Genomic DNA, 24,538 nt, shown 5'->3' on the forward strand with positions numbered 1-24,538 from the left:
ATACAGTTTAATATCTATTCAATTGACAGAATATATTTCATTACTGCATTAACCTTTCCATATCCGGATGATGAAAACACTATTCATAAAAATTTATGTAAGCGGTTTTAAAATATGCCGTTAAAACGGTTTCAGCTGCTCCGGAACACTTCCAACATAAAAAGACCACAGCTCATGCTGCAGTCTTTTTATGTTCAAGCCGTGTTTTAAAATGGGAGGCCTCATCACTTATCCTTAAGGTATTTCTTTGCCTCTTCAATCCATTCCGGCATCTTTTGTCTGATGGATTCGAATCCATATTTCTCCGTCTCCCGGATCTGTTCCAAAACAGACCGCCTGTCCCGTTTCCTTTCCTCGCTTTTGAAGTATTCATTCTCCTTCAATGTAAGGTTCAGTTTGCCATGCTTGTCCACGCTCAAAATCTTCGCTTTTACAATCTGGCCCTTCGACAGAAACTGGTTTACATCATGGACATAATCGTTCATCACTTCCGAAATATGAATGAGTCCTTCTTGATTATCAGGGGTTTTGACAAAAGCGCCATACGGCTGGATGCCAGTCACTTTCACTTTGACGAACTGGCCTTTCCGATAATTTTTTGCCACTTATATTACCCCGCTTACTTTCGGTAGTACATACGCAATGATTATTTTATCATATTGAATAACGATTATCTAATCATCGGCGGGGGATGCGGCATATTAAAAACGCAGTCCAGCACTTCATTACGGGAGCACTGCCTGCGTCACGGTTCTTTATAAAGTTCGATGATTTCAAAAGCTTCAATTACAACGGGTCTGATTTCCCCGAGAGGCACCGTCTTTTCAAATGAAAAGCGGAACACATCCTGTACTCCGGCGCTCGCTTTTTCCACATCTTCCCTGTGCCTGAAAATCACATCCATGCTGTCGTAGATTTCACTGTCAAAGTCGAAATCCTCCCCGTCGGGCATACCGGCGGCCGCAGGACACCATCCTCCAAGGAGCCTGTACAGCTCGACATTACCTTCGGGACTCATCATGGTCTTTCTCATCCAGCTGTTTCAGCACCTGCTGTTCAAACGCCTTCATCTTCTCTTCCTGCTTCCTGGAATATTTTTTGACCAGGCGGAATACGATATAGGCCAGCAGGATACAGATGGCCAGCGTCAGGAAAGCCGGGATATATTCAGTCTTATCTTCCGGGAAATAAAGAAACTCCATCATAGTTAATCACTCACCTTTATCTCAATAGATTATAACAAAGAATATCCCGCCGTGTCTCATCCTATTAATGACTATTTTGTGAGCGTTTCAGCCTTAATTGTTGAAATCCCGGAAGAAATGTGCAGTGGAGATTACAGGCCGCATGTGCTTTTGGCGGACACCGCAGCTCCCGCCGTGTCCGGAAAACCTGAAAATCCGCACGGCCAGCATAAAAAAGGCAGAACCTCCCGGCTCTGCCCATGGTCAAACTATTCATCCATTACTTCACTTCGATGTTTTCGATGACTACATCTTCGACAGGGCGATCCTGTGCGCCTGTTTCAACATCTGCGATCTTCTCGACGATGTCCATGCCGTCAATGACATGGCCGAAAACCGTGTGGCGCTGGTCGAGCCACGGTGTGCCGCCATGCTCGGTATACGCATCGATGATTTCCGACGGGTAGCCGGCCCCTTCGAGCTGCGACAGCATCTGGGAAGGCACTTCTTTCAGCTGTACGATGAAGAACTGGCTGCCGTTTGTTCCCGGTCCTGCGTTCGCCATTGAGAGCGCACCGTAGAGGTTGAATGCCTCTGTGGAGAATTCATCTTCGAACGAGCCGCCGTAGATGCTTTCTCCGCCCATTCCTGTTCCTGTCGGGTCGCCGCCCTGGATCATGAAATCTTTGATGATGCGATGGAAAATCTGGCCGTCATAGTAGCCGTTTTTCGCGTGTGTCGTGAAGTTTTCCACTGTTTTCGGGGCGATATCCTTAAAGAGTTTGACGGTTACGTCTCCGTGGTTTGTATGGATGACCGCCTTCACTTCATTTTCCTGCACTTCATTGTTCAACTGTGGGAATGCCATTCTAATCCTCCTAAAGTTTCAAACGTTTCAATTTTATGAATAAAAATATGAAAATTTTGTGACGCCAATTCCTTTTATTCCTATTTATACTATACAGTGATTTTATTTATTTTCAAACCCTATACATTTATTTAACCTGATGTTTCATGTATAATTTACTATATAATGTGCAAAAATTTGTACAACGACGAAGGAGGTCACACAGTGACGTTAATACATCTGGCGATTCTGCTGCCTGTCATTGCCGCCGTTCTCATCGGCACGCTCTACAGGTATTACAGACGTATCCACCTGGGCTGGTTCGTCCTGCCTGTACCACTCCTGATTGTCATCTATCTGTTTACTCTGATCCCCCGGGTGATGAATGGACAGGTGATACATGAAACAATGCAGTTCATGCCGAGAATCGGTATGAATTTCGATGTTTACATAGATGGTCTCGGACTGCTGTTCGCCATACTGATATCAGGAATCGGGGCGCTCGTCGTCCTATATTCAATCGGTTACCTCTCCGAAAAGGAGAACCTCGGTAACTTCTACGTCTTTCTGCTCATGTTCATGACCGCGATGCTCGGCATCGTGCTCAATGACAACGTAATCATGCTCTATCTTTTCTGGGAACTGACATCAATCTCCAGTTTCCTGCTCATCGCATTCTGGTCCACCCGTGACCGCTCGCTGTACGGTGCACTGAAGTCGATGATCATCACGATGTTCGGCGGCTTCCTCATGCTCGGCGGATTCATCACCCTCTACCTGATCACAGGAACTTTCAGCATCAGGGGGATGATCGAAGCCCTGCCGCAGATCCAGGAAAGTCCGCTTGCACCATTCGCAATCGTACTCATCCTGTTCGGCGCATTCACTAAATCCGCACAGTTCCCATTCTACATCTGGCTCCCGGATGCCATGGAGGCACCGACTCCGGTCAGTGCATATCTGCACTCCGCCACGATGGTCAAGGCGGGAATCTATCTTGTCGCACGTTTTACCCCGCTGTTTGCCTTTTCAAACCTCTGGGTATGGACAATCCTTATCGTCGGCCTGTTCACGATGGCCTGGGCATCCTTCAATGCCATCAAGAAAGATGATCTTAAAGCGATACTCGCATTCTCCACCGTTTCACAGCTCGGCCTCATCATGAGTCTTCTCGGACTCGGGGCACTGAGCCTCGCGACAGGCGCAAATGATGAACTGTTCACAGTGGCTGTCGTTGCAGCGGTGTTCCATACGATCAACCATGCAACATTCAAAGGTGCACTGTTCATGATCACCGGCATCGTCGACCATGAAACCGGCACAAGGAGCATGAAACGCCTCGGCGGCCTCCTCACCATCATGCCGGTTTCGTTCACCCTGACAGTCATTACGGCACTGTCGATGGCCGGCCTGCCGCCATTCAACGGCTTCCTTACCAAGGAACTGTTCCTGGAAGCCATGATCACCGTACTGGAAGCCGACTTCGGAGCCATGGCGAGCGTGGACTTCCTCATTCCGCTTGTTGCGGTTGTCGGAAGCATTTTCACATTCATCTATTCAATACTGATCGTCTACGGCATCTTCCTCGGTAAGCGTACACACGATACGCCGAAGGAACCGCACGAGTCTCCTGTGCTGATGCTGATTTCTCCGGCGATCCTGTCGCTGCTCGTCATCGTCTTCGGACTGTTCCCGAACATGCTGTCGGCGACGATCATCGATCCGGCAGCCATGGGCATCATGGACAGCGCCGAACCGCTCGGCACACATCTTGCGATGTGGCACGGTTTTGCCAACCCTGCACTCTGGGCGACAGTAGCCGTTGTCATCATCGGTTCTGTCATGTTCTATTTCAGGGACAGATGGATGTTCATCTACAACTATCATAAAGAAGCATTTACACTCAATTACCTTTACGACCAGGGACTCCTGTACAGCCGCATCGGCTCGCAGAAGATCACCGACGGCTATATGACAGGCTATCTCCGCAACTATCTGGTCTATATATTCGGATTCTTCATCGTGATGGGCATCATAACGCTCATGAATTCAGGCTTCAATATGGACTTCAGCGGCTTTGCACCTGTAGGCATACAGGAAGTCATCATAAGCCTCATAATACTCATTGCAACAGCAGTCATCCTCATAACGCGCTCGCGCATGGTGTCCATCATAATGCTCGGGTCCATCGGTTTCTCGATGGCACTCTTCTTTGTATTCTTCAGGGCACCTGACCTTGCCCTGACGCAGCTTGCGATAGAAACGGTGACGACAGCCCTTTTCCTGGTCTGCTTCTATCATCTTCCCAAGAAGAGCAGGCACGAAGAACGCATGCGGTTCAAGTTCACAAACTTCATCGTTTCGGCAGGAGTCGGGATCCTCGTCATCCTGTTCGGCATCTCCGCCTTCTCCGGAAGGGTATTCGAACCGATCAGCGAATTCCACATCGAGAATGTGTATGAACTCGCTGCAGGCGGCAACATGGTCAACGTCATACTTGTCGACTTCCGTGGTTTTGATACATTGTTTGAGACACTTGTGTTCGGCATCGCCGGCATCGGCATTTACACATTGATGAAACTGAAACTAACCAGAAAGGATGAAGACAATGAAGAGCACTCTGAAGAAAGCAGGGTATAGCAAGGTACAGAAACAGGTCCATGATGTCTTCCTGCAGTTCACTTCCAAAGTGATCTTCTTCATCATCATCCTGTTCGCCTTCAAATTGTTTTTTGCGGGTCACTATACTCCGGGCGGCGGCTTTGTCGGTGGCCTGCTGGCAGCAGCGGCCATCATCCTCCTTCTGATCGCCTTTGATCAAAAAACGGTTGAGAAAATGCTGCCGATCGATTTCAGGATCCTGATTGCGACCGGCCTTGTCATTGCGGCCGGCCTGCCGACTCTTTCATTTCTGTTCGGCACACCGTTCTTCACACACCAGCACACATACATCACTGTGCCGGTGTTTGGTGAAGTGGCACTGCACTCCGCAGTGATCTTCGATGTCGGAGTGTTCCTGACAGTTGCAGGGACAGCGCTCCTCATCATCAAACTCATTGCAGAGGAGGACGATTGATGGAACTGATAACCATCATACTGAGCGGTATACTAATCGGTTCATCGGTATACATGATGCTCTCAAAAAGTATAATCAGGATCATCATCGGCACAGCACTGCTGTCACACGGAGTCCATCTGATGCTCCTGACGATGGGACGGCTAAAACAGGGGAACGTCCCCGTCCTCGACCCAGAGGTATCCTCATACACCGATCCCCTGCCCCAGGCGCTGATCCTGACGGCGATCGTCATCGCTTTTGCACTTACGTCCTACATTCTCGTACTTGCGTTAAGGATGTACAGAGAGCTTGGTACAGATAATGTAGAAGAAATGAAAGGAGTTCCACATGACGACTAACATACTGCCCCTATTACCTATAATGATCCCCTTTTTCGCCGGGATCATCATGTTATTCATGGGAAAGCGTCCAGTCTGGCACAGAGTTGTCTCAGGAATTTCAGGACTCCTTATGATGCTTTCAGCCGTCTGGCTGGTCATATCCATCTACCGGAACGGGACGATCGTGACGTTTCTGGGTGACTGGATGGCACCATTCGGAATCAGTGTCGTCATCGACATGGCGGCAGCACTGCTCCTTCTGACCACCTCGATCATTGCATTCCTGATCGTGGTCTATTCGTTCCAGTCGATCGGCATCGAACGGGAGAAGTACTTCTACTATCCCATGGTGCTGTTCATGATCGCCGGCGTCAATGGCGCTTTCTCGACCGGAGACATATTCAACATGTTCGTATTCTTTGAGGTCTTCCTGCTTGCATCCTATGTACTGATTACGATGGGCGGGACCAGAGTACAGCTTCAGGAAGGGTTCAAATACCTGCTGGTCAATCTTATTTCTTCGAACTTCTTCGTTCTCGGTCTCGCCTATCTCTATTCCGTGACAGGCTCACTCAACATGGCGGATATCTACCTGAAGCTCGAAGATTATGATGGCAACATGGTAATCATGACGGTCCTTGCTGTCGTCTTCCTGTTCGTATTTGCTACGAAAGCCGGACTTTTCCCGCTGTTCTTCTGGCTCCCGGGTTCATATTATGCGCCCCCGATGCCGATTATCGCACTGTTCGGTGCACTTTTGACCAAAGTCGGCGTCTACGCGATTGCCAGGACATACAGCCTTTTCTTCATTGAAAACCAGGCTTTTACCCATCAGGCACTTCTGCTTATGGCACTTCTCACCATCATAATGGGTTCAATCGGGGCGCTTGCCTATACGGATATGAAAAAGATAATCATATACAACATACTGATTGCTGTCGGCGTCATCATTGTCGGCTTCTCGATGATGGATGAAATCGGCACGATCGGAGCAATGTACTACCTTATACATGATATGATCATCAAAGCCGCACTGTTCATGCTTGTCGGCTTCATCATATACCGGACGGGCAAGGCCGACTCCGAACACCTCGGCGGCCTGATCAGAAAGCACCCGGTCACAGGCTGGATGTTCCTGGTCGCAGGGTTCGCCCTTGCCGGCGTACCACCTTTGTCCGGATTCTACGGCAAATTCTTCATCGTCCAGTCCACTTTCGACAACGACCATTACGTGGCCGGTATCATCGTGCTTGTTTCAAGCCTTGCAGTACTCATATCCGTCGTCCGGATATTCATGAACGTATTCTGGAGGGGGGAGATGGACTTCAGTACACTGAAGCCGATCAAGACGGACAAGCTTCTGTTCGCTTCCATCGGGCTTGTCATCGTATCCGTCGCCTTCGGCCTTGCAGCGGATCTCCTCTATCCATTCTTTGAGATGGCGGCATCATCATTCCATGATCCGGCATCTTATGCCAGCTATTTAACGGAGGTGGAATAGATGCCATTACAAATACTGATCAACCTGCTCCTTGCCGTACTGTGGATGTTCATGGGTTCTGAATTCAGCGTAGCATCCTTCACCACAGGTTATATCATGGGACTTGCCGCAGTATTCCTGCTGCGCAGGTTCCTCCCGGGCTCCTTCTACCTCAGACGTGTCTGGCGCATCGTCAGACTGTTCTTCATCTTCATCATCGAAATGGTGAAGGCGAACATCGATGTGGTCAAAATCGTGCTGAGCCCGAAGATCGATGTCCATCCCGGTTTCTACGCCTATCCATGTGATCTTGAGGAAGACTGGGAAGTCGTCCTGCTGTCATCCCTCATCACCCTTACACCGGGGACCGTTGTTGTGGCGATATCAGATGACCACTCGACGATCTATATACACGGCGTCGATATGAAAAGTGCGGAAGAAGAGATCCAAAATATAAAATCTGCATTTGAAAATGAAATCAAAGAGGTGGCGAAACCATGAATACATTCCTTGATGTCGTCATCATATTCTCTGTCATCGTCCTGGCGTTCGCCATGCTCGGCATGGTCTACCGCATGCTGAAAGGTCCGACGCTGCATGACAAACTTGTGGCACTCGATGCATTCGGGGTATTGCTAATGGCCATGATTGCCCTGACGGCGATGATGCTCGGTACGACCCATCTGCTTGTCGTGGTACTGCTCATCGGCATTCTTGCCTTCATTGCCACAATCGCTTTCGCAAAATTCCTGGAGAAAGGCGTGATCATCCAATATGATAGAAATAGTGATGAGTAGCATTATCGCATTCTTCATACTCGGCGGTGCATTCTTCGGCTTTGTCGCCGCCATCGGTCTCATCCGCCTGCCGGATATGTATACAAGGCTTCATGCCGCATCCAAGAGCTCGACACTCGGCGTCATGATGATGATGACCGGCACCTTCCTCTACTTCTGGTATGTGGAAAGCTATGTGGATACAGAGCTTGTGCTTGCTGTCGTCTTCATCTTCATCACCGCCCCTGTGGCTGCACACCTTCTCGCAAGGAGTGCCTTCCACGCGGATGTGGAACCTTATCAGCTGACGATATTGAACGAGCTGAAACGTGATGAAACAGGTGCGCCGGACGGCAACCACGGGGAACGCGTGATCATTGAAGGCAAACGCAGACCCGACCTTGAAAACAGAGAACCTGAAAAATGAGAACATCCCCGGTCCAGTTGGATCGGGGATATTTTCATGCAAAAAAGAAGGGTCCCTACCGGGCGCCCTTCACGTCTGTACAGAATCATCTCTTTTTCTTTACCGCCATCGTACATCTTGACAGGCATACCAGGTCGCCCGTTTCATCCGCAAGTTCGATTTCCCATATCTGGGAAGAGCGGCCTTTGTGCCTGCATGCGGCTGTGGCTGTAATCACACCGTCCTGCTTGGTTTTTAGGTGATTGGCGTTGATTTCCATGCCGAAGGTGATCTCATCGTCCGCAATCTGGCGGGCGGCGCCGAGGCTGGCCGCCGATTCCGCCAGCACGACGCTGGCGCCGCCGTGGAGATATCCGTACGGCTGCAGAACCTTCTCTGTCACCGGCATCTCCATGACCATCACTCCCGCTTCCTCACGCACGATACGAATGCCGAGCACATCGATGAGCCCTTTCATGTCATTCATGGACATCACCCGTTTCCAGGTATTTCACGATCGAATGGATCATGACGCCCGTCGCCCCTTTCGGGCCGTAGGGCGTGCGTTTTGACACCGTCCCCGTGCCTGCGATGTCAAAGTGGACCCACGGGGTGCCGTTCGTGAACTGCTTGATGAAACATGCCGCGAATGATGCCCTCCCCGGCTGCTCCACATGGTTCGTGAGGTCGGCGATGGCCGATGATTTCACATTCTTCTCTTCGATCTCCGTGATCGGCAGCTGCCAGATCTCCTCGCCGGTCCTTTTCGCGATTTCAAAGAAGGGCTCGAGGAAACCGGGTTTTTTATTGGTGAAAATGCCGGTACGCTCTGTGCCGAGTGCCGCTACGACCGCCCCTGTGAGAGTGGCGAAGTCCATGATCAGACCCGGTGAATACTGCGACGCATGGAATACCGCATCCGCGAGGACGAGGCGCCCTTCTGCATCGGTATTCTTCACTTCGACGGTGGCGCCGCTGTATGACGTATATACATCATCCGGGCGCATGCCGTTGCCGTCGATCATATTTTCAGCCAGGGCAATCACGCCGACTACATGGACCGGCAGCTCGAGCGCGCTTATCGCATGCATCATGCCGACGACGTTCGCAGCGCCGCTCATGTCATACTTCATCTCCGGCATGCCCGTCTTGCTCTTGATGGAATAGCCGCCGGTGTCATAAGTGACCCCTTTGCCGACCAGCGCCACAGGCTTTCTGGCTTCCGCAGATGGATGCCTGTACTCGATGGTCACGAGCCGCGGCGCGGCTTTTGAAGCCTTGCCCACTGCGGTGATCAGGCCGTAGCCCTCCCCGGCAAGCGCCTCGTCGTCCTTCACGCTGCCTGAGACGTACTTGCGGTCTCTGAAAATCTCCGCCACCTTGTCCGCCATATGTCCAGGCGTCATGATGTTCGGCGGGGTTTCACTGAAACTCCGCGCCATCGCTATGCCGCGTCCGATCTCCTCCCCGCGCTCCACCGATCTTTTTATATCCGAGGCACCTGTAATCAGGAGCCCGGTGCCGTCAGAGAAAGAACCCTCCCGGTCCGCCCTGTACGACTCGAATTCATAGACGCTGACAACGGACATGAGTCCGATCGCTTCCGCAAGGAGCGTCTTGTCATACGGAATTGTATCGAGCAGCAGCTGCCCTTCCCTTGTATCCGTATCCTGCAGGTATTGGAACAGCTTCCCGAAGAGCTCCTGGACGGCCGGCTGATCCAGACTGTCCGTCTGTCCGAGTCCGAGGGCGATCACTTTGCGGTAGTCCGTCTGGATCATCATGCCCGTCGCAGTGATCTTTCCGGCTTCCGGCGACAGGACTTTCTGCTCGACGATCTTGTCCGTCAGGCCGTTCAGCAGTGTATCCACCTCCTCGAAGTTGTCCATCTGCCTGAAATTTTCCGGCAGGCCGATGATGAGCGGTGCGCTCGTTGCCCCGTAGCTTTCACGGTAGTCGAATTTCATGGTTTTTCCCCCTTAGAACATCTGGTACCCGGCCTTGCGCAGATAGCGTATCGTCATCCCTGCCAGTATCGTGCCGACAAGCCCGCCCGAGAGCATGAGTATGTCTGCAGTGTACAGGTTCGCAAGTTTTGAGCCCAGTGTATTGAATGCCTCTTTTGTATCTGTAAAATATTCCGCCGTCGAAATCCCATCTACAATCAGAAGTACGATGAATGGATAGACCCCGACCATGAGCCATGTCACTTTCAGGATCATGTTCAATAAAAAGCTGATGCCGTAGAACAGGACAAAGAACAGAAGCATGGATATTACCAGTTGAACTATTGACATAAATCTGTTGCCTCCATATTAAAAAGGCATGGGCATTGAATCAATACCCATGCCGATCTTATCAATTGAATTACAGGAATTTACCTTTGGAGTAAGCAAGCATCGGTCCGCCGATCTTGAAGACGGCCCGTGTATCGATGACGCGTTTCATGAAGGCTGCCTTCTTCCCTTTGATCTCGCGGCCCATGACGATGCCGATGCCGTCTTTGGAACCAAGGGAGCATACAGTACCTTTATCATCGTACTTGAATGGTTCTTTCTTATCTCCTTTGAGCGTAAGCTCGATGTTCTTCGCCACATGTTCGCCGGCCTGCATGGCAATCTGCGCAGTTGTCGGATATGGACGTGCGTCATCGCCTTCGCCGTTCATCACTGCTGAAACATCCCCGATTGCGTAGATGTCTTCATGGCCTTCGATCGTAAGGTCCGGTTTCACGATGATGCGTCCGCGTTTTACGCCGTCGAATGACTCTTCCATCAGGCTGCTGCCGCGCACGCCGGCAGTCCAGATTACACTGCTCGCCTCCAGCTGCTGTTCCTTGTCATCGATCTTGACGACGAAGCCGTCTTCGTTTGCGGCCACGATCGGCGTACCGATCATGAATTTGGCGCCGCGGTCCTCAAGATACTTGACCGCATAGTCAGTCAGGTCTTCAGGGAACATCGGCAGCATGGACGGAGCTGCTTCCACACACGTGATCTTCACTTTGCTGTAATCGATGCCGTATTTCTCACACAGCACGGGAACGCTCTCCACAAGCTCTCCGAGGAATTCGACACCGGTGAATCCGGCGCCGCCGACAAGGATGGAAATATCCTTGTCCGCTCCTGAGTTCCTGTAGTTGGCAAAGTTCTTTTCGATTTCATGGCGCGCAGCAAGCGCAGTCTGCGGGCTGACGATGGAATGTGCATGTTCAGCCATGCCGTCGATGCCGAACGTCTCACTCTCGAAACCGAGTGCGGTGACGAGGATGTCGTAATCGAAATCGCCCTGGTTCGTTTCCACACGTTTTTCATCTTTGTGTATCGCCGTCACTTCTGCAGGGATGAACTTGACTTTTGACGCATCCACGACTTTGCTGATCGGGTATACACCGTCTTCCCAGTCGATTGTTCCGGCTGCTGTTTCATGGAGCCATGTCGCTTCGTAGTGGTATTCATTCTTGTTGATGAGTGTGATGTCCGCATCCTGGTGGCCCAGTGATTTCTGCAATTTGGAAACTGCCTGAAGGCCTGCATATCCTGCACCAAGCACGAGGATTTTCTTTCGCTCAAAACTCATTATATGTCACCTTTTCTCTCCAATTAATAGTGGTTTAGTGATTTTTACGCCATACTTAAAAATCGCTAATATTAGTCACTACTAATATTAGCGATTTTCTTCACATATTTCAAGCCATTTAAGATGAATAATTAACAATCCTCGGGCTGTCCCGCAACCTCTTTCGTACGGAATGATGAACCACAGCCGCATGAGAGTGATGCCTTCGGATTATCAATCGTAAAACCGCCGCCCATGAGGGACTGCTTGAAGCCGATCACAGTGCCGTCGATTACCGGCAGATCATATTTATCAACAAGGACCCTGACGCCGTGGAATTCGTATTCCTCATCGCGTTCCTGTTTTTCTGTCTCAGCCGCCATGCCGTAAGTCAGTCCTGTGCATCCGCCGCCCTGGACTTTGAACCTGAGGAATCCATCCGGCATATCATTCTGTTTGAGCATGTCCTTGACTTCGTACGCTGCGCTTTCAGTCAATTCAATTGCCATAATATCAATCCTCCATTTAGTTTATTATATATCAACACGGGCCCCTAACTCAAATCTTCGAACCATGCTTCCTGTTCAACCTTCAATTTATCTATTCTTCTGTATATCTTCTCAAGCAGTTTTTCAGGTGTCGTGGCACTGACGATCTTGCCCTCCACCAGGACGAAGAATGCCTTGCTGCAAAGACCGCAGTGGCCCAGGCATCCGTAATCCAGAACATCGATCTCCGGATCCTCCTCGAGTGTCCGGTATACTTCCCCGGTCCCCTTCAGCATATTCGAAGAGCAGAATTCAACAAGTGTAAGCATTGCGGTCACCTCCCGTACGCATTATTACAACTTCCATTGTAGTTTAAGGATTTAACTATTATACTGTATATAAGAGAATTTCTAAACAAGGCGGTACTGATATGAAGAAAATAGTTTGCCTCGGCGGCGGCTACGGTAACATGCGCTTCATCCAGCGCATGCTTCCAAAATTGCCATCCGACTACAGCATCACCCTCGTCGATATGAACCCGTATCACGGACTTAAAACCGAGTACTATGCGCTCGCTGCAGGTACTAAAAGCGAAAAGAAAGTCCGCGTTGACTTTCCTGATGATGACAGGGTCGAAGTCCTTTTCGATACGATCAGGGAAATCGACATCGAAGCCGGCAGGGTCACTCTCGAACACGGTTCCCTGGACTACGACAAACTCATCATCGGCCTCGGCTGTGAAGACAAATACCACGGCGTGCCCGGCGCAGCCGAACATACTTTCAGCATCCAGACACTCAGGAAATCACGCGCCACATATGAACAGATCGGCCAGCTCAAGCCGAATGCCACAGTCGGCATCGTCGGCGCCGGATTGAGCGGCATAGAAATCGCAAGTGAACTCCGTGAATCACGGGGTGACCTCAGCATCAAACTCTTCGACCGCGGGGAACGCATACTGCCGATGTACCCCGCCCGCCTCAGCGCCTATGTCAAAAGATGGTTCGATGAAAATGACGTCGAAGTCATACCGAACTCGAACATCGTCAAGGTCGAAGCCGACAAAGTCTACAACAACAATGATTCGCATGATGTCGACATGTGCATCTGGACTGCAGGCGTGCAGCCTGTAGAAGTCGTGCGGAACCTGCCGGCCGACTTCGGACCCGGCGGCCGGGTGGAGCTCAACCAGTATCACCAGATACCCGGCCATCGTAATGTCTACGTCGTCGGTGACTGTGCGGCACTTGAGCATGCACCTTCCGCCCAGGTGGCGGAAGGCCAGGCCGAGCAGATCGCCGAAGTGATCGATGATATCTTAAAAGGCAGGGAGCTGCCGGGAGAGATGCCCGAGATCAAGATGCAGGGCATACTCGGCTCGCTCGGCTCCAAGGAAGGCTTCGCCTACCTCAAGGAACGCACGGTCACGGGGCGCATTGCCCGCATGCTGAAGAGCGGTGTACTCTGGATGTATAAACTCGGAAATAATTGAAGACACGTAAAGAAAAGAGCCCGGGCAGTTTCTGCCGAGGGCTCTTGTTATGTCAAAAATGATATTACTTAGAAAACCTGTTCGACTTCGACGAAGCCCGGAACTTCTTCAAGCAGGGCACGCTCGATGCCTGCTTTGAGTGTGATTGTGGAACTCGGGCATGTACCGCATGCACCGAGAAGGCGGAGTTTCACGATGCCGTCCTCCACATCCACGAGTTCGCAGTCTCCTCCGTCCCTAAGCAGGAACGGGCGCAATTTATCTAAAACGTCATCAACCTGTTCGAACATTGTATCCTGTCCAGTTGTCATTGCAGTTCACTCCCTATCAATTCTTACGCAAATTCTTGTATCTATATTATAATGGATACAGAAGAAAAAATCCATCATCTGAAAGGAGTAGTTTCAAATGAAATATGTTGTCAATGTCTATGGCCGTGATGTCATCTGTGCAAGCTGCGTCAATGCGCCGGGTTCAAAAGATACGTATGACTGGCTCGAGGCAGTGCTCGGACGGAAGTATCCGGACCATGACCTGCACTTCAACTATATCGATATGGACCGTGATGAAAACCTGTCTGACTACGACGAGGAAATCATCGGACGCATCAACGATGACGAGCTCTTCTATCCCCTCGTCGCCATCAATGATGAAATCGTGCAGGACGGCTACGTCCAGCTGAAGCCGATCCAGAAATGGATGGACAGCAAAACGGCATAGAAAGATCCTCCGGTGCGGTGCCCGGAGGATCTTTCTCATATTGCCGGCCTGAGTCCCCGCCTGTAGAGCGTTTTGCCGAACATGGCCGTAAGCACGGTGATGATCGTATCCTTGATGACGAAAGGCACCACGGTCAGCATAAGGGCTTCCGCAAGACCGACCGGCGTGCCGATCACCTGGTTCATGATGAATACGAAGTAAAGAAGCCCGGATACATAGATGACGAGAAGCGCAATCATTCCGAAACCTGCCGTCTTTAGAAGGCTCCTGCCATCTCCCGCACCGAGACCGGCGATGAATGCTGCGGGGATAAAGCCGATGACAAAGCCGAATGACGGCGACATGAGCGAACCGATGCCGCCGGATCCTGCAAACACCGGGACACCGACGAGCCCCACGAGCATGTATACGGTTGTGCTCAGCGCACCGAGCTTCGGACCGAGCAGGAAGCCTGCGAGCAGCACCATCGGTACCTGGAATGTGACCGGCACCGGCCCGATCGGAATCCTGATCTGCGCCCCCACCGCTATCAGTGCTGCAAAAAGTGCTGCGTAAATCAGATGTTTCGTCTTCATATGATGAACCCCTTTTTATGTATGATATCCATATTATATCACTCCGCCGGTTAATTGTTAACCATTTTATAAATAAGGTTGACAATTAGGTTCTGAATAAAGCCCCCGTCGCCGGGGACCTTTTCATCCTACCGGTGTGATCGGCCTGCCGCCGTTCAGCACCTCCATGATATTGTTTACGCACAGGTTCATCATGTTGTTGCGGGTTGCGACCGATGCACTGCCGATGTGCGGCAGCAGCGTCATGTTGTCCAGCCCGACAAACTGATGGTCCGCACCGATCGGTTCATTTTCAAACACATCAAGCGCCGCGCCGGCGATCACTCCCGTTCTGACGGCTTCTGCCAGATCGTCCTCAACGACATGGGCGCCGCGGCCGATGTTGATGAAGTGCGCCGTATCCTTCATCTTACCGAAAGCTTCCGCATCGAATTTGTGCTTCGTCTCTTCAGTGAGCGGTGCTGCACACAGTACGAAATCCGACTCGCTGAGCAGCTCATCGAAGCTGACCAGTTTCGCGCCGAGGTCATCCGCCGCCCCTGATTCCGATCTGTTATGGTACAGGATGTTCGATCTGAACCCGGCGAGGCGTCTAGCAAAGGCGGCGCCGATGGAGCCCATCCCGAAGATTCCGACCGTCTTGCCGAAGACATCGGTGCCGGCCATGTGGTACGGACTCCAGCCGGACCAGCCGCCTTCCATGAGCTCTTTATTGGCCGCGAGCACTTTGCGTGCTGAAACGAGCATCAGCGTGAATGCGAGCTCGGCAGTCGTTTCGGTGAGCACATCCGGAGTGTTTGTGATCACCACTTCATGGCGCCGGGCTGCATCAAGGTCGATATTGTCGAAGCCAACCGCGAGGTTGGCAACAACCTTCAGCTCCGGCGCATTCGACAGGAACTCTTCGTCGACTTTATCGCTCAGCATCGAGAGCACCGCATGGGCATCTTTCGTCTCTTCAAGGAATTTTTCACGCGGCATCGGCTTCTGGTCCTCTTCCCAGACCGACACCTCGAAGTCTTTGCGCAGCTTGTCTACAATATCCGGGTTGATGTTTCTTGTTATGACTATCTTTTTCAACTACCTGACACTCCATTCCTTTAAGTTATCAATCATATATGTCGGCGGGTGCGTTTTCCCTTCCACATCCTCTTTCGGGGTGACGCCCGTGTTGACATGTAAAGTATCCACTCCGCCGTTGATCCCTGTCAATATATCCGTATCGTAATTGTCGCCGACCATGAGGACGTCCTCTTTCGGCAGGCCCAGCGCAGATACTGCGGATTCCAGTATGATGCCCTCCGGCTTGCCGATTATGACCGGCTCGATGCCTGTCGCAACAGTCAGTACGGAAACAAGCGAACCATTGCCCGGCACGAACCCTTTTTCAGTCGGGAACTTTTTGTCCGGGTTCGTGGCGATGAACCGGGCGCCGGCATTGATCATGAGCGTCCCTTTCGAGAGCTTTTCATAGTTGATTCCAGGATCGAGACCCATCACTACATAATCGGCATCGCTGTCAGTGACGGTGAGGCCCGATGCTTCAATCGTCCCTTTCAGACTGTCCGTGCCGATGACATAGACCGAGGCGCCGGGGGCAGTCTCCCTGAGATAGGCGGCTGTCGCCATCGACGACGTATAGAGCGTCTCGGGCTGGATATCAAACCCCATATCCAGCAGTTTCTGCGCCGCTTCCACCTGTGTCTTCGTCGCATTGTTCGTCAGGAACACATAGGGGATGCTCTCTTCATTCAGCCGGTCAATAAAGTCCACCGCCCCGTCGATGACGGCCGTCCCGTTGTACATCGTTCCGTCAAGGTCGATGAGATAGCCCTTATACATCGTGCTGATCCCCCTTGAAGGCGGTGATCGCCTGGCCTTCATTTTCGAAGAATGCATAGACATTCTTCCTGAAGTCACGGTACGCGGAGAGGTTTTCTTTGAAATCCCCCTTCATCCCGGCGTGGTCAATGGAAGTATAATTGCGCGTCAGCTCCACACGCCATTTGAACGTCGCCTTGAATCTTTCGTTATCTTCAGAGGGGATCACCCCTTCGGTCTCCATGATGTCCATCACATCCTGGTAGCTCCCCGGGTCGCGGAGTATGAACCCGTCGATGATCATGTTCCCCACATCGACCACCGACTCGATCAGCATCTGGGAGGCGCGCTCCAGCGCAAGGCCTTCGGTCCGGGTGTACTCTTCAGTCAGGCCGTCGATATATTCGAGGCGTCCGAGGAGCACCTCTTTATCTACGAAATACATTGCTGCCACTCCTATTCCAGTGTTCTTTAGTATAGTATAATTATATGATAGCATAATTTAAACATACTTGAACTGGAGGCGAACCCTTTGATCGACTTTTATCTATACGATGATACAGAAGACACACAGACACGATTCGTCGGATTCGTCGGCGAACACGGCCGCTACGACCTCGCAATCATAAAATCCGACCGCTACTTCGGCAAAAGCCTGGTGCTCAACACACAGAGCAGCAAGTTCGGCATCATCGGCCCCGACGACCTGGAAGAGGAAGGCTACATCGCCCACATCCTCGGGCTCGATGACGATGAGGCGGGGGAAGTCGAAGGCTTCCTGAACGAGATAATCGTCTAGGCCGGGGCTTGGTCCTTTCTGGCGGACACCGCGACTTCCGCCGTGTCCGGGAAACCCATTTGGCGGACACCGTGACTTCCGCCGTGTCCGGGAAACCCATTTGGCGGACACCGTGACTTCCGCCGTGTCCGGGAAACCCATTTGGCGGACACCGTGACTTCCGCCGTGTCCGGGAAACCCATTTGACGGACACCGTGACTTCCGCCGTGTCCGGGAAACCCATTTGGCGGACACCGTGACTTCCGCCGTGTCCGGGAAACCACGACTATATATAAAAAAACAAGCGGCGCCCTGCATTTTCGCATGGCGCCGCTTCCCTTAATCCGGGTTTTTGGGTGACTGGTGTTCTGCCAGTGTTTTCCCCGAAGGTTTCTGGCTGCTGTTTTGCTTTCCCTTCTGCTGACCCGGCTTCTTTTTGCCGCGTGATGGTTTTTTGCGTCTGGACTGCCTGTTTCCTCTGCCCTGCTCTTTCGGGACATCCTTCTGCTCCCTCGATGCACCACCTTCACCGGCGCCGCCGGCGGATTCGGGCCTGTCGGCCTCCGTCACATTTCCGTCGGATGCCTTCGGGTCTGAAACAGGTGTCTCCCCCGCCACCGGCTCTTCGAATTCACCCTGTTCCTTCATCTCTTTGATTTCGGATTTCGGCACTTTTCTCAGCACGAAATAGGCGCATCCGAAGTTGCAGTATTCGTACAGGTAATCCTGGACTGCACTGAATTTCTTGTCGCGGTCGGCTTTTGCCTTGTCATCTCTGAAGAAGCCGGCCAGTCTCAGCTTTTCGTAGCCGATGTCCCCGACGATATAATCATATTTGTTAAGAACTTCGCTGTATTTATCCCGGAACTGCTCCTCGTCGAATGCGTCCCTGTAGTTCTCAATGATTTCAAAATGCATATGATCTATCGTAATCATAGTGTTACTCACCTTTCAACAGTTCATCACCTTTAGCCTGCTTGGCCCGTGCTGCAGCATTGACTTGTTCGTCGGCATGGTAGCTTGAACGGACCATAGGGCCTGCCTCACAGTGTTTGAAGCCTTTTTCCATGGCTGCTTTCCTCAATTTGCCGAACTCAAGCGGCGTGTAGTATTTCTGTACGTTCAGATGTTTCCTGGACGGCTGCAGATACTGTCCGATTGTCAGTATATCCACATTGTGCGCTCTCAGGTCATCCATCGTCTGATGGAGTTCCTCGACAGTTTCACCGAGGCCGACCATGATGCTTGATTTCGTCGGGATGTCAGGGTTGATCTCTTTGGCCCGTTTCAGGAACTCCATCGTTCTCCAGTATTTCGCCTTTGCCCTCACTTTCGGTGTCAGGCGTTCGACTGTTTCGATATTATGGTTCATGATATCCGGTTTTGCATCCATCAGGGTCTTCAGGTTATCGAATTCACCACCCATATCGGACGGCAGCACTTCAATGGTCGTATATGGATTCTCTTCTCTTACACGTTTGACAGTTTCAGCATACACTCTTGACCCTGCATCTTTCAGGTCATCCCTTGCAACAGCTGTGATGACAACGTGCTTAAGGTTCATCAGTTTGACTGATTCAGCCACCCGGTTCGGTTCATCCCAATCCAGTTCGTTCGGCAGACCCGTCTTGACTGCACAAAATCTGCAGGCACGGGTGCAGACTGCACCCAGGATCATGAATGTCGCAGTACGCCTTTCAGCCCAGCATTCGTGGATGTTCGGACACTTCGCTTCTTCGCATACAGTATGTAAGCCCTTCTCTCTCATCATTTTCTTCAGGCCGGTGTAGTTCTTGTTCGTATTCAGTCTTATTTTAAGCCAATCCGGTTTTCTCAGAATTTCTTCATTTTTAGTAGCCATGCAGTTAAGCCCCCCATAAGAAAAGTTATCCCCATATTAGCATACTTGGCACTTTCATGAGACAAAGAATTTCAATATATGGCTATATCCCTCATTTTCAAGATGGATTTTAATTTTAAACCCCGCATGGCAGCTGCCATGCGGGGAATCATGAAATTATTAAACTTTTTTGACAATCGGTGAATAGACGAATTTTGATATAACCGTCACAACTGCGAGCAGTACGATAATCGTGCCAAGCGCAAGCCATACGCTTGTCGTGATTCCGAGTACGATGTACCCGGCCAGTGCAATCGTCGCTGACAGCAATGCATAGGGCAGCTGGGTCATGACATGTACAATATGGTTACAGCCCGCCCCCGTCGATGACAGGATAGTGGAGTCCGAGATCGGTGAACAGTGGTCACCGAACACCGACCCCGCGAGAATCGCTGCAATCGCAGGCAGCAGAAGGTCAGTCTGACCGATTGAAATCATGATTTCTCCGGCAATCGGGATCAGTATGCCGAAGGATCCCCAGCTTGTCCCCGTCGCTACCGCCATAAGGCAGGCCACTGCAAATACGACAGCAGGCAGCAGACTCACCGGCAGGCTGGACTGCTGGACCATGTCGCCGAGCAGTTCACCGGTTCCGATGGCCGAAATCAGTTCACCAATCATCCACGCCAGTGTCAACACAAGCATTGCCGGGAACATCGCCAGGAATCCTGTTTTGACACCGAGCCATACTTCAGTTTTGCCGAAGTCGCTATTTTTACGCGTATAGCTGAAGAAATAGAGCAGGCTGAGGACAAAGCCGACAACGCCGCCGATCAGGAGCGAATGGGTAACCAGTGTATTCTCGAACATGCTGAGGAGCGTCCACTCCCCGCCTTCGAGACCGCCGGTGATAAGCATCGAGATGATCACCGTGACAGCGAGCCCCAGGATCGGCACGATCAGTGCTTTCGGGGAACTCTCTTCGTGTACGGGCAGTTCCTCATCTGTCGCACCCGGTGCCTCCGTCGCATTCTCAACGAGCACACCGTCTTCGATGGCCCGCCTTTCCTGCTTGCGCATCGGCCCGATGTCAAACCGTGTGGCGATGACGATGAACATCATCGCCAGTGCCGTCAGGACGTAAAGGTTCATCGGGATCATGTAGATGAATGCCTGGAACGGCGTCACTGCAACCAGGCCGCCGGCTGCAAGAAGCGGTGCCACCAGCCCCATGATTCCCGCGCCCCAGCTTGAAATCGGTGCGATCACCGACACAGGGGAAGCGGTCGTATCGATGAAGTAGGCAAGTTTCGCCCGCGACACCTGATATTTGTCAGTCAGCGGCTTTGCGACCTGACCGACGATCAGTGCACTGAAATAGTCGTCGATGAAGACGATGATGCCGAGGAGGCCCGTGGCAAAGTTCGCCTGCCTTCTTGTCTTCACTTTAGTGAGCGCCCAGGCAGTGAACGCCCTCGCGCCCCCCGACATATTCATGAACGCAGTCATCATGCCGAGGAATGTCAGGAAGATGAGGATGAACGCATTCCATGTATTGATCGCCCCGTCGACAACGAAAATCATCGCGAACGATTCCCACACCGTCCGTATCGTCCCCCCGATGCCGCCCTCTGCAACAAGGAAAGCGGAAGTGATGATCCCGATGCCGAGACTCAGCCCGACTTTGCGTGTTGTCACCACCAGAAGCAGTGTGAGCAGCGGCGGAACAAGCGATATGTATTCCCAGTTCAATATAGTATCCATCTATTTACCTCCGTCGAATATTTTCAATAATAAAAGACGCCACAGCAGCATTACAGAATCAGCCACTGTGACGTCCAGGATCACATTAATGTAGCGCATCACCGTAATGACAGTACCGGATCTGTTAAACCCGGTCCCAGATCAGCGTCCCGCCGGACGGTGATCTTCGGCAGCTTCCCCTTTCCCGCGGCTTCAGAGCATGCCTGCTCCACCGGGTACTTTTGAAAGGTGCAACCTCTACTTTCATTCTTCAATTGACATGGATATTATAGCAGTATTCCTCAAACTTCGCAACTAGATTTTGCCGTTGTACTTCTTATAGATGTCCCGCAGGAATTCCGGCATCATGTACGTCTTCTTCGAATACCTGAACTGCGGGAATATGCGGCCGAACGTATACATGTCGAGCGTCCCGAGAGTGTATGTCCCGCGGTCCTCGACAAGACGGCCGCCGACATAGTATTCACGTTCGGACTGGATATAGCTGATGCCATGGGGCACGAAGCATCCGAAGATATCCCCCCTGAAGCCGAGCCCGCGGATGATTTCATCTTTGAATTCGTGTTTGGCCGCCTGGTTGAACACTTCCTTCAGCTCGCGTCCACTCAGCTCTATCTGCACCGCATTTATGGCGTGCGGCAGTACTTTGTGGAGATCGTAGTCCGTCAGCTCCCCGCCTTCGAAAGACTTCACGACGAGTCCCGTGTGCACAAGCCCTGCATCGCTCTGTGTAAATTCCTGCACCATGGCGGCGAGACGTGTGACAAACTCACTTGCCGAATAAAGCCTGCGCGGAATCGGTTTTGCCTCCTCCTCGACCACTCTCCGGAGCTTCTCCCTGCCGATATCATAATAGTTGTCATCAACGCTTGAGAGCAGATCGGTCTCGTACAGCTTTGCAGATTTCCGGGTCAGCACCGGGCCCTCGAAATTGAGTGTGACCTCCCCGGTGAAATCGCCGAAACGCCCGGCAGCCGCAAGCAGCGTATCGCCCACCCACTCGCCTTCAGGCAGATGGTGATGGGTATGCGAACTCAGGATGACGTCTATCTCGGGGAACATCATTGCAAGGGATTCATCATCATAGCGGCCGAGATGGCTCATCATCACCATGCAGTCGACTTCCGTATTGATCTCCCGGATGGCGTCAAGCACCCAGTCGAAAGCTTCGGATACTTCCCAGCCGAGTGCCTTGTAGAATGGCGTGAATTCCACTGTCGCAGCGATGAAGCCGAATTTGATGCCCTGGATCTCCTTTATGACATACGGTCTGAAGAACGGATCGGTGCTTCCCACTTCACGCAGGTTGGCACAGATGACATCGAAATCCGCATCGTCGTAGAGTGTCTCCAGGTCTTCCTTCTGCAGCGTGATGCCTTCGTTGTTGCCGATCGTAGCCACCTCGCACCCCGCCTCATTGAGGAGCTCTACATTCCCTTTGCCGAGTGTCGCTTCGGTATAGGGGTGGGAGCGGTCGACATGGTCGCCGAGATCGACATAGACCATGTTATCCCCGTGCTGGCGCTTTTTATTCTTCAAAAAAGACATTATTTTTAAATAGTTGTACAGATGGCTGTGCACATCGTTGGTATGGAAAAGTTTTATCTCCATCTGATCACCTCTATAGGATTGTCTGTAAAATCATATATATGCCGAGCAGCATGAGCACTGTACGCAGCACGACGACAAGGGAGTCGGATTTGAACTTCTGGTTGATCCACACTCCGATTTTCGCTCCCAGGAAAGCGGCGGGCAATATAAATGCTGCGTACCAGTAGTCGACGTTGCCCTGCAGCACATGCCCCGAGGCTGCCGCGAGCCCCGAGAAGAACACCATCATCATGCTTGTGCCGATGGCGATCGAGGCCGGCATCCGGAATGCGATCAGCATGAGCGGTGTCATCAGCGCCCCGCCGCCGATGCCGAAGAGGCCGGTGAAGAAACCGACGATGAATGTGGAGGTGACCGCAATCCACGGTGCAAACCCGTAATGGTGCACTTCCCCCATATGGTCCACGTGCGGTTTCACATAGCGGTCATCCTGGAATAAAGTGATCGGCCTGATCCTGTTCCTCAGGATGAGGATCGTGCTCAGGAACATCAGGAACAGTCCGAAATACAGGTTGAAGCTGTCCGCTGTGAACAGCCGGCTCGCGTAGGATCCGACGAACGCACCGGGCATGATCCCTATCAGGAAGAGCGTGCCGTTCTTTTTGTCCAGCTGATTGCTGCGTCCGTATGACATCATTGCGGACAGGCCGATGACGATCAGTACAAGGCTCGATGTCCCGACAGCAGTCTGCGGGGTGATGCGGTCCAGCACTTCCATATCAATGCCGAAGAAGATGAGGAGCGGGACGATGATCACTCCGCCGCCGATGCCGATCAGTGCGCCTAGTGCCGCTGCCAGCAGTCCGATTAAAACCAATATGAGATATTCCATAGGCTTTTCTCCTTTAAAGCCCGGCCTGCCTGGAGGCAGGGCTCTGCTTGTACATCAGGAGGATGTCCCGATATCAAAACAATCTCAATTGCTTGGGCGAAAGTCCTTCATATCTGATATTCATCATCTTCAGGAAATCCTGCGCATTGCCGGCGGCATGGCCGCCGGAATTGTTGTTGAAGACGATGTATATGTCCTTTGTCTTGTGGGCCAGGATTTCAACCTGACGCTTCAGCCACTCCAGTTCAGTTCTGTTATAATCATAGAGATACCTTACATTGCGCCATTCCTCGCTCGTCCTGTCCTTTTGAGTCCACCCGTGAGTATTGCGGCCGTGGAGCCTGATGAAGGCTATCCTGTCGGTCACCCTCGCAACGAAGGGGATGCTGCCGATGCCGGCCTGCGGTTCATCACAGATGCTGTGTATGGCACCGTTTGCGTGGAGGAAATCGAGCGTCTCCTCGCGGTAGTTTTCGGAAAACCATGTTTGGTTCCTGAACTCGACGGCTACCTTGTAAGGTACGAGCTGCGTAATGGCATATTTTACATAGCGGATATTTTTGTGGGTACAGTCGAACCACGGCGGAAACTGCAGCAGTACAAAAGCGAGCTTCCCCGCCTTCTCCATCGGCAGCAGCATGTCGCGGTAGGCGGCAAATACATCCTTTATGGAATCGTAATGGTCACGGTAGTCACTGTGGCCGGTCATGTACTGATGGGCCTTGACCACGAACCTGAATTTCTCCGGCGTCTCACTGCACCATTTTTCGATGGTTGAAGTACGCTGGATGGCATAATAGGTCGCATCCAGCTCCACAATCGGAAAATTGGATGAATATGTAGCAAGTTTATCTTTTTTATTGGTAATATCTGTGTAGAGATCATGGTGATCTCCCCACCCAGTCAGTCCTGCATAAATCATTAAAATCACCTTACTTTATTGTAACACAATTTTACAGGGGGGCAC

The 24,538-nt window shown here is 51.7% G+C and carries 30 protein-coding genes, 1 pseudogene and 1 riboswitch; of the genes and pseudogenes, 10 read left to right on the forward strand and 21 right to left on the reverse strand.

What is annotated here, in order from left to right; translation table 11 throughout:
- Window positions 1-224: 224 nt before the first annotated feature.
- The 4 genes from ygs to WN59_RS10800 all read right to left on the reverse strand — a co-directional run bounded on the left by ygs (window position 225) and on the right by WN59_RS10800 (window position 2,052).
- Complete coding sequence (gene ygs / locus WN59_RS10785) at window positions 225-605, reverse strand: S1 domain-containing post-transcriptional regulator Ygs (RefSeq protein ID WP_046517072.1); 381 nt, start codon at window positions 603-605, stop codon at window positions 225-227.
- Between the two features lie 140 nt (window positions 606-745).
- Entirely contained in the window at window positions 746-1,033 is a 288-nt protein-coding gene (locus WN59_RS10790; RefSeq protein WP_082099263.1) for a DUF1871 family protein, read from the reverse strand.
- The gene (locus tag WN59_RS10795; RefSeq protein WP_046517074.1) at window positions 1,002-1,205 is read right to left on the reverse strand and encodes a hypothetical protein; all 204 of its coding nucleotides are present in this window, start codon (window positions 1,203-1,205) and stop codon (window positions 1,002-1,004) included. Before WN59_RS10795 ends, WN59_RS10790 begins: the two co-directional genes overlap by 32 nt.
- Window positions 1,206-1,464: 259 nt before the next feature.
- Window positions 1,465-2,052, reverse strand: a complete 588-nt coding sequence (locus WN59_RS10800; protein WP_046517076.1) for a peptidylprolyl isomerase — start codon at window positions 2,050-2,052, stop codon at window positions 1,465-1,467.
- 204 nt (window positions 2,053-2,256) lie between these two features.
- Here WN59_RS10800 and WN59_RS10805 point away from each other — a divergent pair, with 204 nt between their 5' ends.
- From WN59_RS10805 to mnhG, 7 genes are read left to right on the forward strand one after another with little or no spacing between them, the layout of a single operon-like run.
- Window positions 2,257-4,671: a Na+/H+ antiporter subunit A gene (locus tag WN59_RS10805; protein WP_046517078.1), complete on the forward strand. Its 2,415-nt coding sequence runs from the start codon at window positions 2,257-2,259 to the stop codon at window positions 4,669-4,671.
- Window positions 4,640-5,107 carry a Na(+)/H(+) antiporter subunit B gene (locus WN59_RS10810; protein WP_046517080.1) on the forward strand — a complete coding sequence of 156 codons (468 nt, stop codon included), beginning with the start codon at window positions 4,640-4,642 and terminating at the stop codon, window positions 5,105-5,107. The genes WN59_RS10805 and WN59_RS10810 overlap by 32 nt, the downstream gene beginning before the upstream one ends.
- Window positions 5,107-5,448 (forward strand): Na(+)/H(+) antiporter subunit C, encoded by a 342-nt coding sequence (locus WN59_RS10815; protein WP_017547984.1) that lies wholly within the window; start codon window positions 5,107-5,109, stop codon window positions 5,446-5,448. The genes WN59_RS10810 and WN59_RS10815 overlap by 1 nt, the downstream gene beginning before the upstream one ends.
- Window positions 5,438-6,931, forward strand: a complete 1,494-nt coding sequence (locus tag WN59_RS10820) for a Na+/H+ antiporter subunit D (protein WP_046517083.1) — start codon at window positions 5,438-5,440, stop codon at window positions 6,929-6,931. Before WN59_RS10815 ends, WN59_RS10820 begins: the two co-directional genes overlap by 11 nt.
- Window positions 6,932-7,411 (forward strand): Na+/H+ antiporter subunit E, encoded by a 480-nt coding sequence (locus WN59_RS10825; protein ID WP_017547982.1) that lies wholly within the window; start codon window positions 6,932-6,934, stop codon window positions 7,409-7,411. It abuts the gene before it with no gap.
- Window positions 7,408-7,707: a Na(+)/H(+) antiporter subunit F1 gene (locus WN59_RS10830; protein ID WP_017547981.1), complete on the forward strand. Its 300-nt coding sequence runs from the start codon at window positions 7,408-7,410 to the stop codon at window positions 7,705-7,707. The genes WN59_RS10825 and WN59_RS10830 overlap by 4 nt, the downstream gene beginning before the upstream one ends.
- A complete protein-coding gene (gene mnhG / locus WN59_RS10835) occupies window positions 7,700-8,113 on the forward strand; it encodes a monovalent cation/H(+) antiporter subunit G (RefSeq protein ID WP_231577220.1) in 414 nt (137 codons plus the stop codon). Before WN59_RS10830 ends, mnhG begins: the two co-directional genes overlap by 8 nt.
- Before the next feature lie 85 nt (window positions 8,114-8,198).
- Here mnhG and WN59_RS10840 read toward each other — a convergent pair whose 3' ends face one another.
- The 6 genes from WN59_RS10840 to WN59_RS10865 form a co-directional block, all read right to left on the reverse strand.
- A complete protein-coding gene (locus WN59_RS10840) occupies window positions 8,199-8,579 on the reverse strand; it encodes a PaaI family thioesterase (RefSeq protein WP_046517305.1) in 381 nt (126 codons plus the stop codon).
- Window positions 8,572-10,059, reverse strand: coding sequence for a leucyl aminopeptidase family protein (locus WN59_RS10845; protein WP_046517088.1), 1,488 nt, complete (start codon window positions 10,057-10,059; stop codon window positions 8,572-8,574). The genes WN59_RS10840 and WN59_RS10845 overlap by 8 nt, the downstream gene beginning before the upstream one ends.
- 12 nt (window positions 10,060-10,071) lie before the next feature.
- Window positions 10,072-10,389 carry a YuiB family protein gene (locus tag WN59_RS10850; RefSeq protein WP_082099265.1) on the reverse strand — a complete coding sequence of 106 codons (318 nt, stop codon included), beginning with the start codon at window positions 10,387-10,389 and terminating at the stop codon, window positions 10,072-10,074.
- A gap of 70 nt (window positions 10,390-10,459) precedes the next feature.
- On the reverse strand, window positions 10,460-11,671 hold the full coding sequence (locus WN59_RS10855; protein ID WP_046517090.1) for an NAD(P)/FAD-dependent oxidoreductase: 1,212 nt from the start codon (window positions 11,669-11,671) through the stop codon (window positions 10,460-10,462).
- A gap of 131 nt (window positions 11,672-11,802) precedes the next feature.
- Complete coding sequence (locus tag WN59_RS10860; protein WP_046517092.1) at window positions 11,803-12,159, reverse strand: HesB/IscA family protein; 357 nt, start codon at window positions 12,157-12,159, stop codon at window positions 11,803-11,805.
- Window positions 12,160-12,203: 44 nt separating this feature from the next.
- The gene (locus WN59_RS10865) at window positions 12,204-12,467 is read right to left on the reverse strand and encodes a YuzB family protein (protein WP_046517093.1); all 264 of its coding nucleotides are present in this window, start codon (window positions 12,465-12,467) and stop codon (window positions 12,204-12,206) included.
- Between the two features lie 101 nt (window positions 12,468-12,568).
- On the opposite strand from WN59_RS10865, the gene WN59_RS10870 reads away from it, so the two are divergent.
- Window positions 12,569-13,630: an NAD(P)/FAD-dependent oxidoreductase gene (locus WN59_RS10870; RefSeq protein WP_046517096.1), complete on the forward strand. Its 1,062-nt coding sequence runs from the start codon at window positions 12,569-12,571 to the stop codon at window positions 13,628-13,630.
- A gap of 68 nt (window positions 13,631-13,698) precedes the next feature.
- Here the strand turns inward: WN59_RS10870 and WN59_RS10875 are convergent, their stop codons facing one another.
- Window positions 13,699-13,941, reverse strand: a complete 243-nt coding sequence (locus WN59_RS10875; RefSeq protein ID WP_017547972.1) for a NifU family protein — start codon at window positions 13,939-13,941, stop codon at window positions 13,699-13,701.
- A 97-nt stretch (window positions 13,942-14,038) separates the two neighbouring features.
- On the opposite strand from WN59_RS10875, the gene WN59_RS10880 reads away from it, so the two are divergent.
- Window positions 14,039-14,350 carry a YuzD family protein gene (locus tag WN59_RS10880; protein WP_046517099.1) on the forward strand — a complete coding sequence of 104 codons (312 nt, stop codon included), beginning with the start codon at window positions 14,039-14,041 and terminating at the stop codon, window positions 14,348-14,350.
- Window positions 14,351-14,385: 35 nt separating this feature from the next.
- On the opposite strand, the gene WN59_RS10885 is transcribed toward WN59_RS10880, so the two are convergent.
- The 4 genes from WN59_RS10885 to WN59_RS10900 form a co-directional block, all read right to left on the reverse strand.
- Window positions 14,386-14,925, reverse strand: a complete 540-nt coding sequence (locus WN59_RS10885) for a biotin transporter BioY (RefSeq protein WP_046517101.1) — start codon at window positions 14,923-14,925, stop codon at window positions 14,386-14,388.
- Window positions 14,926-15,048: 123 nt separating this feature from the next.
- A complete protein-coding gene (locus WN59_RS10890; RefSeq protein WP_046517103.1) occupies window positions 15,049-16,005 on the reverse strand; it encodes a 2-hydroxyacid dehydrogenase in 957 nt (318 codons plus the stop codon).
- On the reverse strand, window positions 16,006-16,767 hold the full coding sequence (locus tag WN59_RS10895; RefSeq protein WP_046517105.1) for a TIGR01457 family HAD-type hydrolase: 762 nt from the start codon (window positions 16,765-16,767) through the stop codon (window positions 16,006-16,008).
- Window positions 16,760-17,191: a DUF86 domain-containing protein gene (locus WN59_RS10900; RefSeq protein WP_046517107.1), complete on the reverse strand. Its 432-nt coding sequence runs from the start codon at window positions 17,189-17,191 to the stop codon at window positions 16,760-16,762. Before WN59_RS10900 ends, WN59_RS10895 begins: the two co-directional genes overlap by 8 nt.
- 87 nt (window positions 17,192-17,278) lie before the next feature.
- Between WN59_RS10900 and WN59_RS10905 the strand changes: the two genes are divergently transcribed.
- Entirely contained in the window at window positions 17,279-17,545 is a 267-nt protein-coding gene (locus WN59_RS10905) for a DUF3055 domain-containing protein (protein WP_046517110.1), read from the forward strand.
- A 564-nt stretch (window positions 17,546-18,109) separates the two neighbouring features.
- Here the strand turns inward: WN59_RS10905 and WN59_RS13965 are convergent.
- The 6 genes and pseudogenes from WN59_RS13965 to WN59_RS10940 all read right to left on the reverse strand — a co-directional run.
- Window positions 18,110-18,460, reverse strand: a pseudogene (locus tag WN59_RS13965) (YutD family protein); the annotation flags it as partial.
- 4 nt (window positions 18,461-18,464) lie between these two features.
- Complete coding sequence (gene lipA / locus WN59_RS10920; protein ID WP_017547964.1) at window positions 18,465-19,385, reverse strand: lipoyl synthase; 921 nt, start codon at window positions 19,383-19,385, stop codon at window positions 18,465-18,467.
- A gap of 159 nt (window positions 19,386-19,544) precedes the next feature.
- Entirely contained in the window at window positions 19,545-21,128 is a 1,584-nt protein-coding gene (locus WN59_RS10925; protein ID WP_046517117.1) for a Na+/H+ antiporter NhaC family protein, read from the reverse strand.
- An 83-nt stretch (window positions 21,129-21,211) separates the two neighbouring features.
- Window positions 21,212-21,376, reverse strand: a riboswitch (Lysine riboswitch).
- A gap of 46 nt (window positions 21,377-21,422) precedes the next feature.
- Complete coding sequence (locus tag WN59_RS10930) at window positions 21,423-22,739, reverse strand: bifunctional metallophosphatase/5'-nucleotidase (RefSeq protein ID WP_046517119.1); 1,317 nt, start codon at window positions 22,737-22,739, stop codon at window positions 21,423-21,425.
- Between the two features lie 10 nt (window positions 22,740-22,749).
- Window positions 22,750-23,571 (reverse strand): sulfite exporter TauE/SafE family protein, encoded by an 822-nt coding sequence (locus tag WN59_RS10935; RefSeq protein ID WP_046517122.1) that lies wholly within the window; start codon window positions 23,569-23,571, stop codon window positions 22,750-22,752.
- Window positions 23,572-23,644: 73 nt separating this feature from the next.
- Window positions 23,645-24,493: a DUF72 domain-containing protein gene (locus tag WN59_RS10940; protein ID WP_046517125.1), complete on the reverse strand. Its 849-nt coding sequence runs from the start codon at window positions 24,491-24,493 to the stop codon at window positions 23,645-23,647.
- Window positions 24,494-24,538: the final 45 nt, after the last annotated feature.

Origin of the sequence: Salinicoccus sediminis (assembly GCF_000986795.1) — a bacterium.
Classification (GTDB): Bacteria; Bacillota; Bacilli; order Staphylococcales; family Salinicoccaceae; genus Salinicoccus; species Salinicoccus sediminis.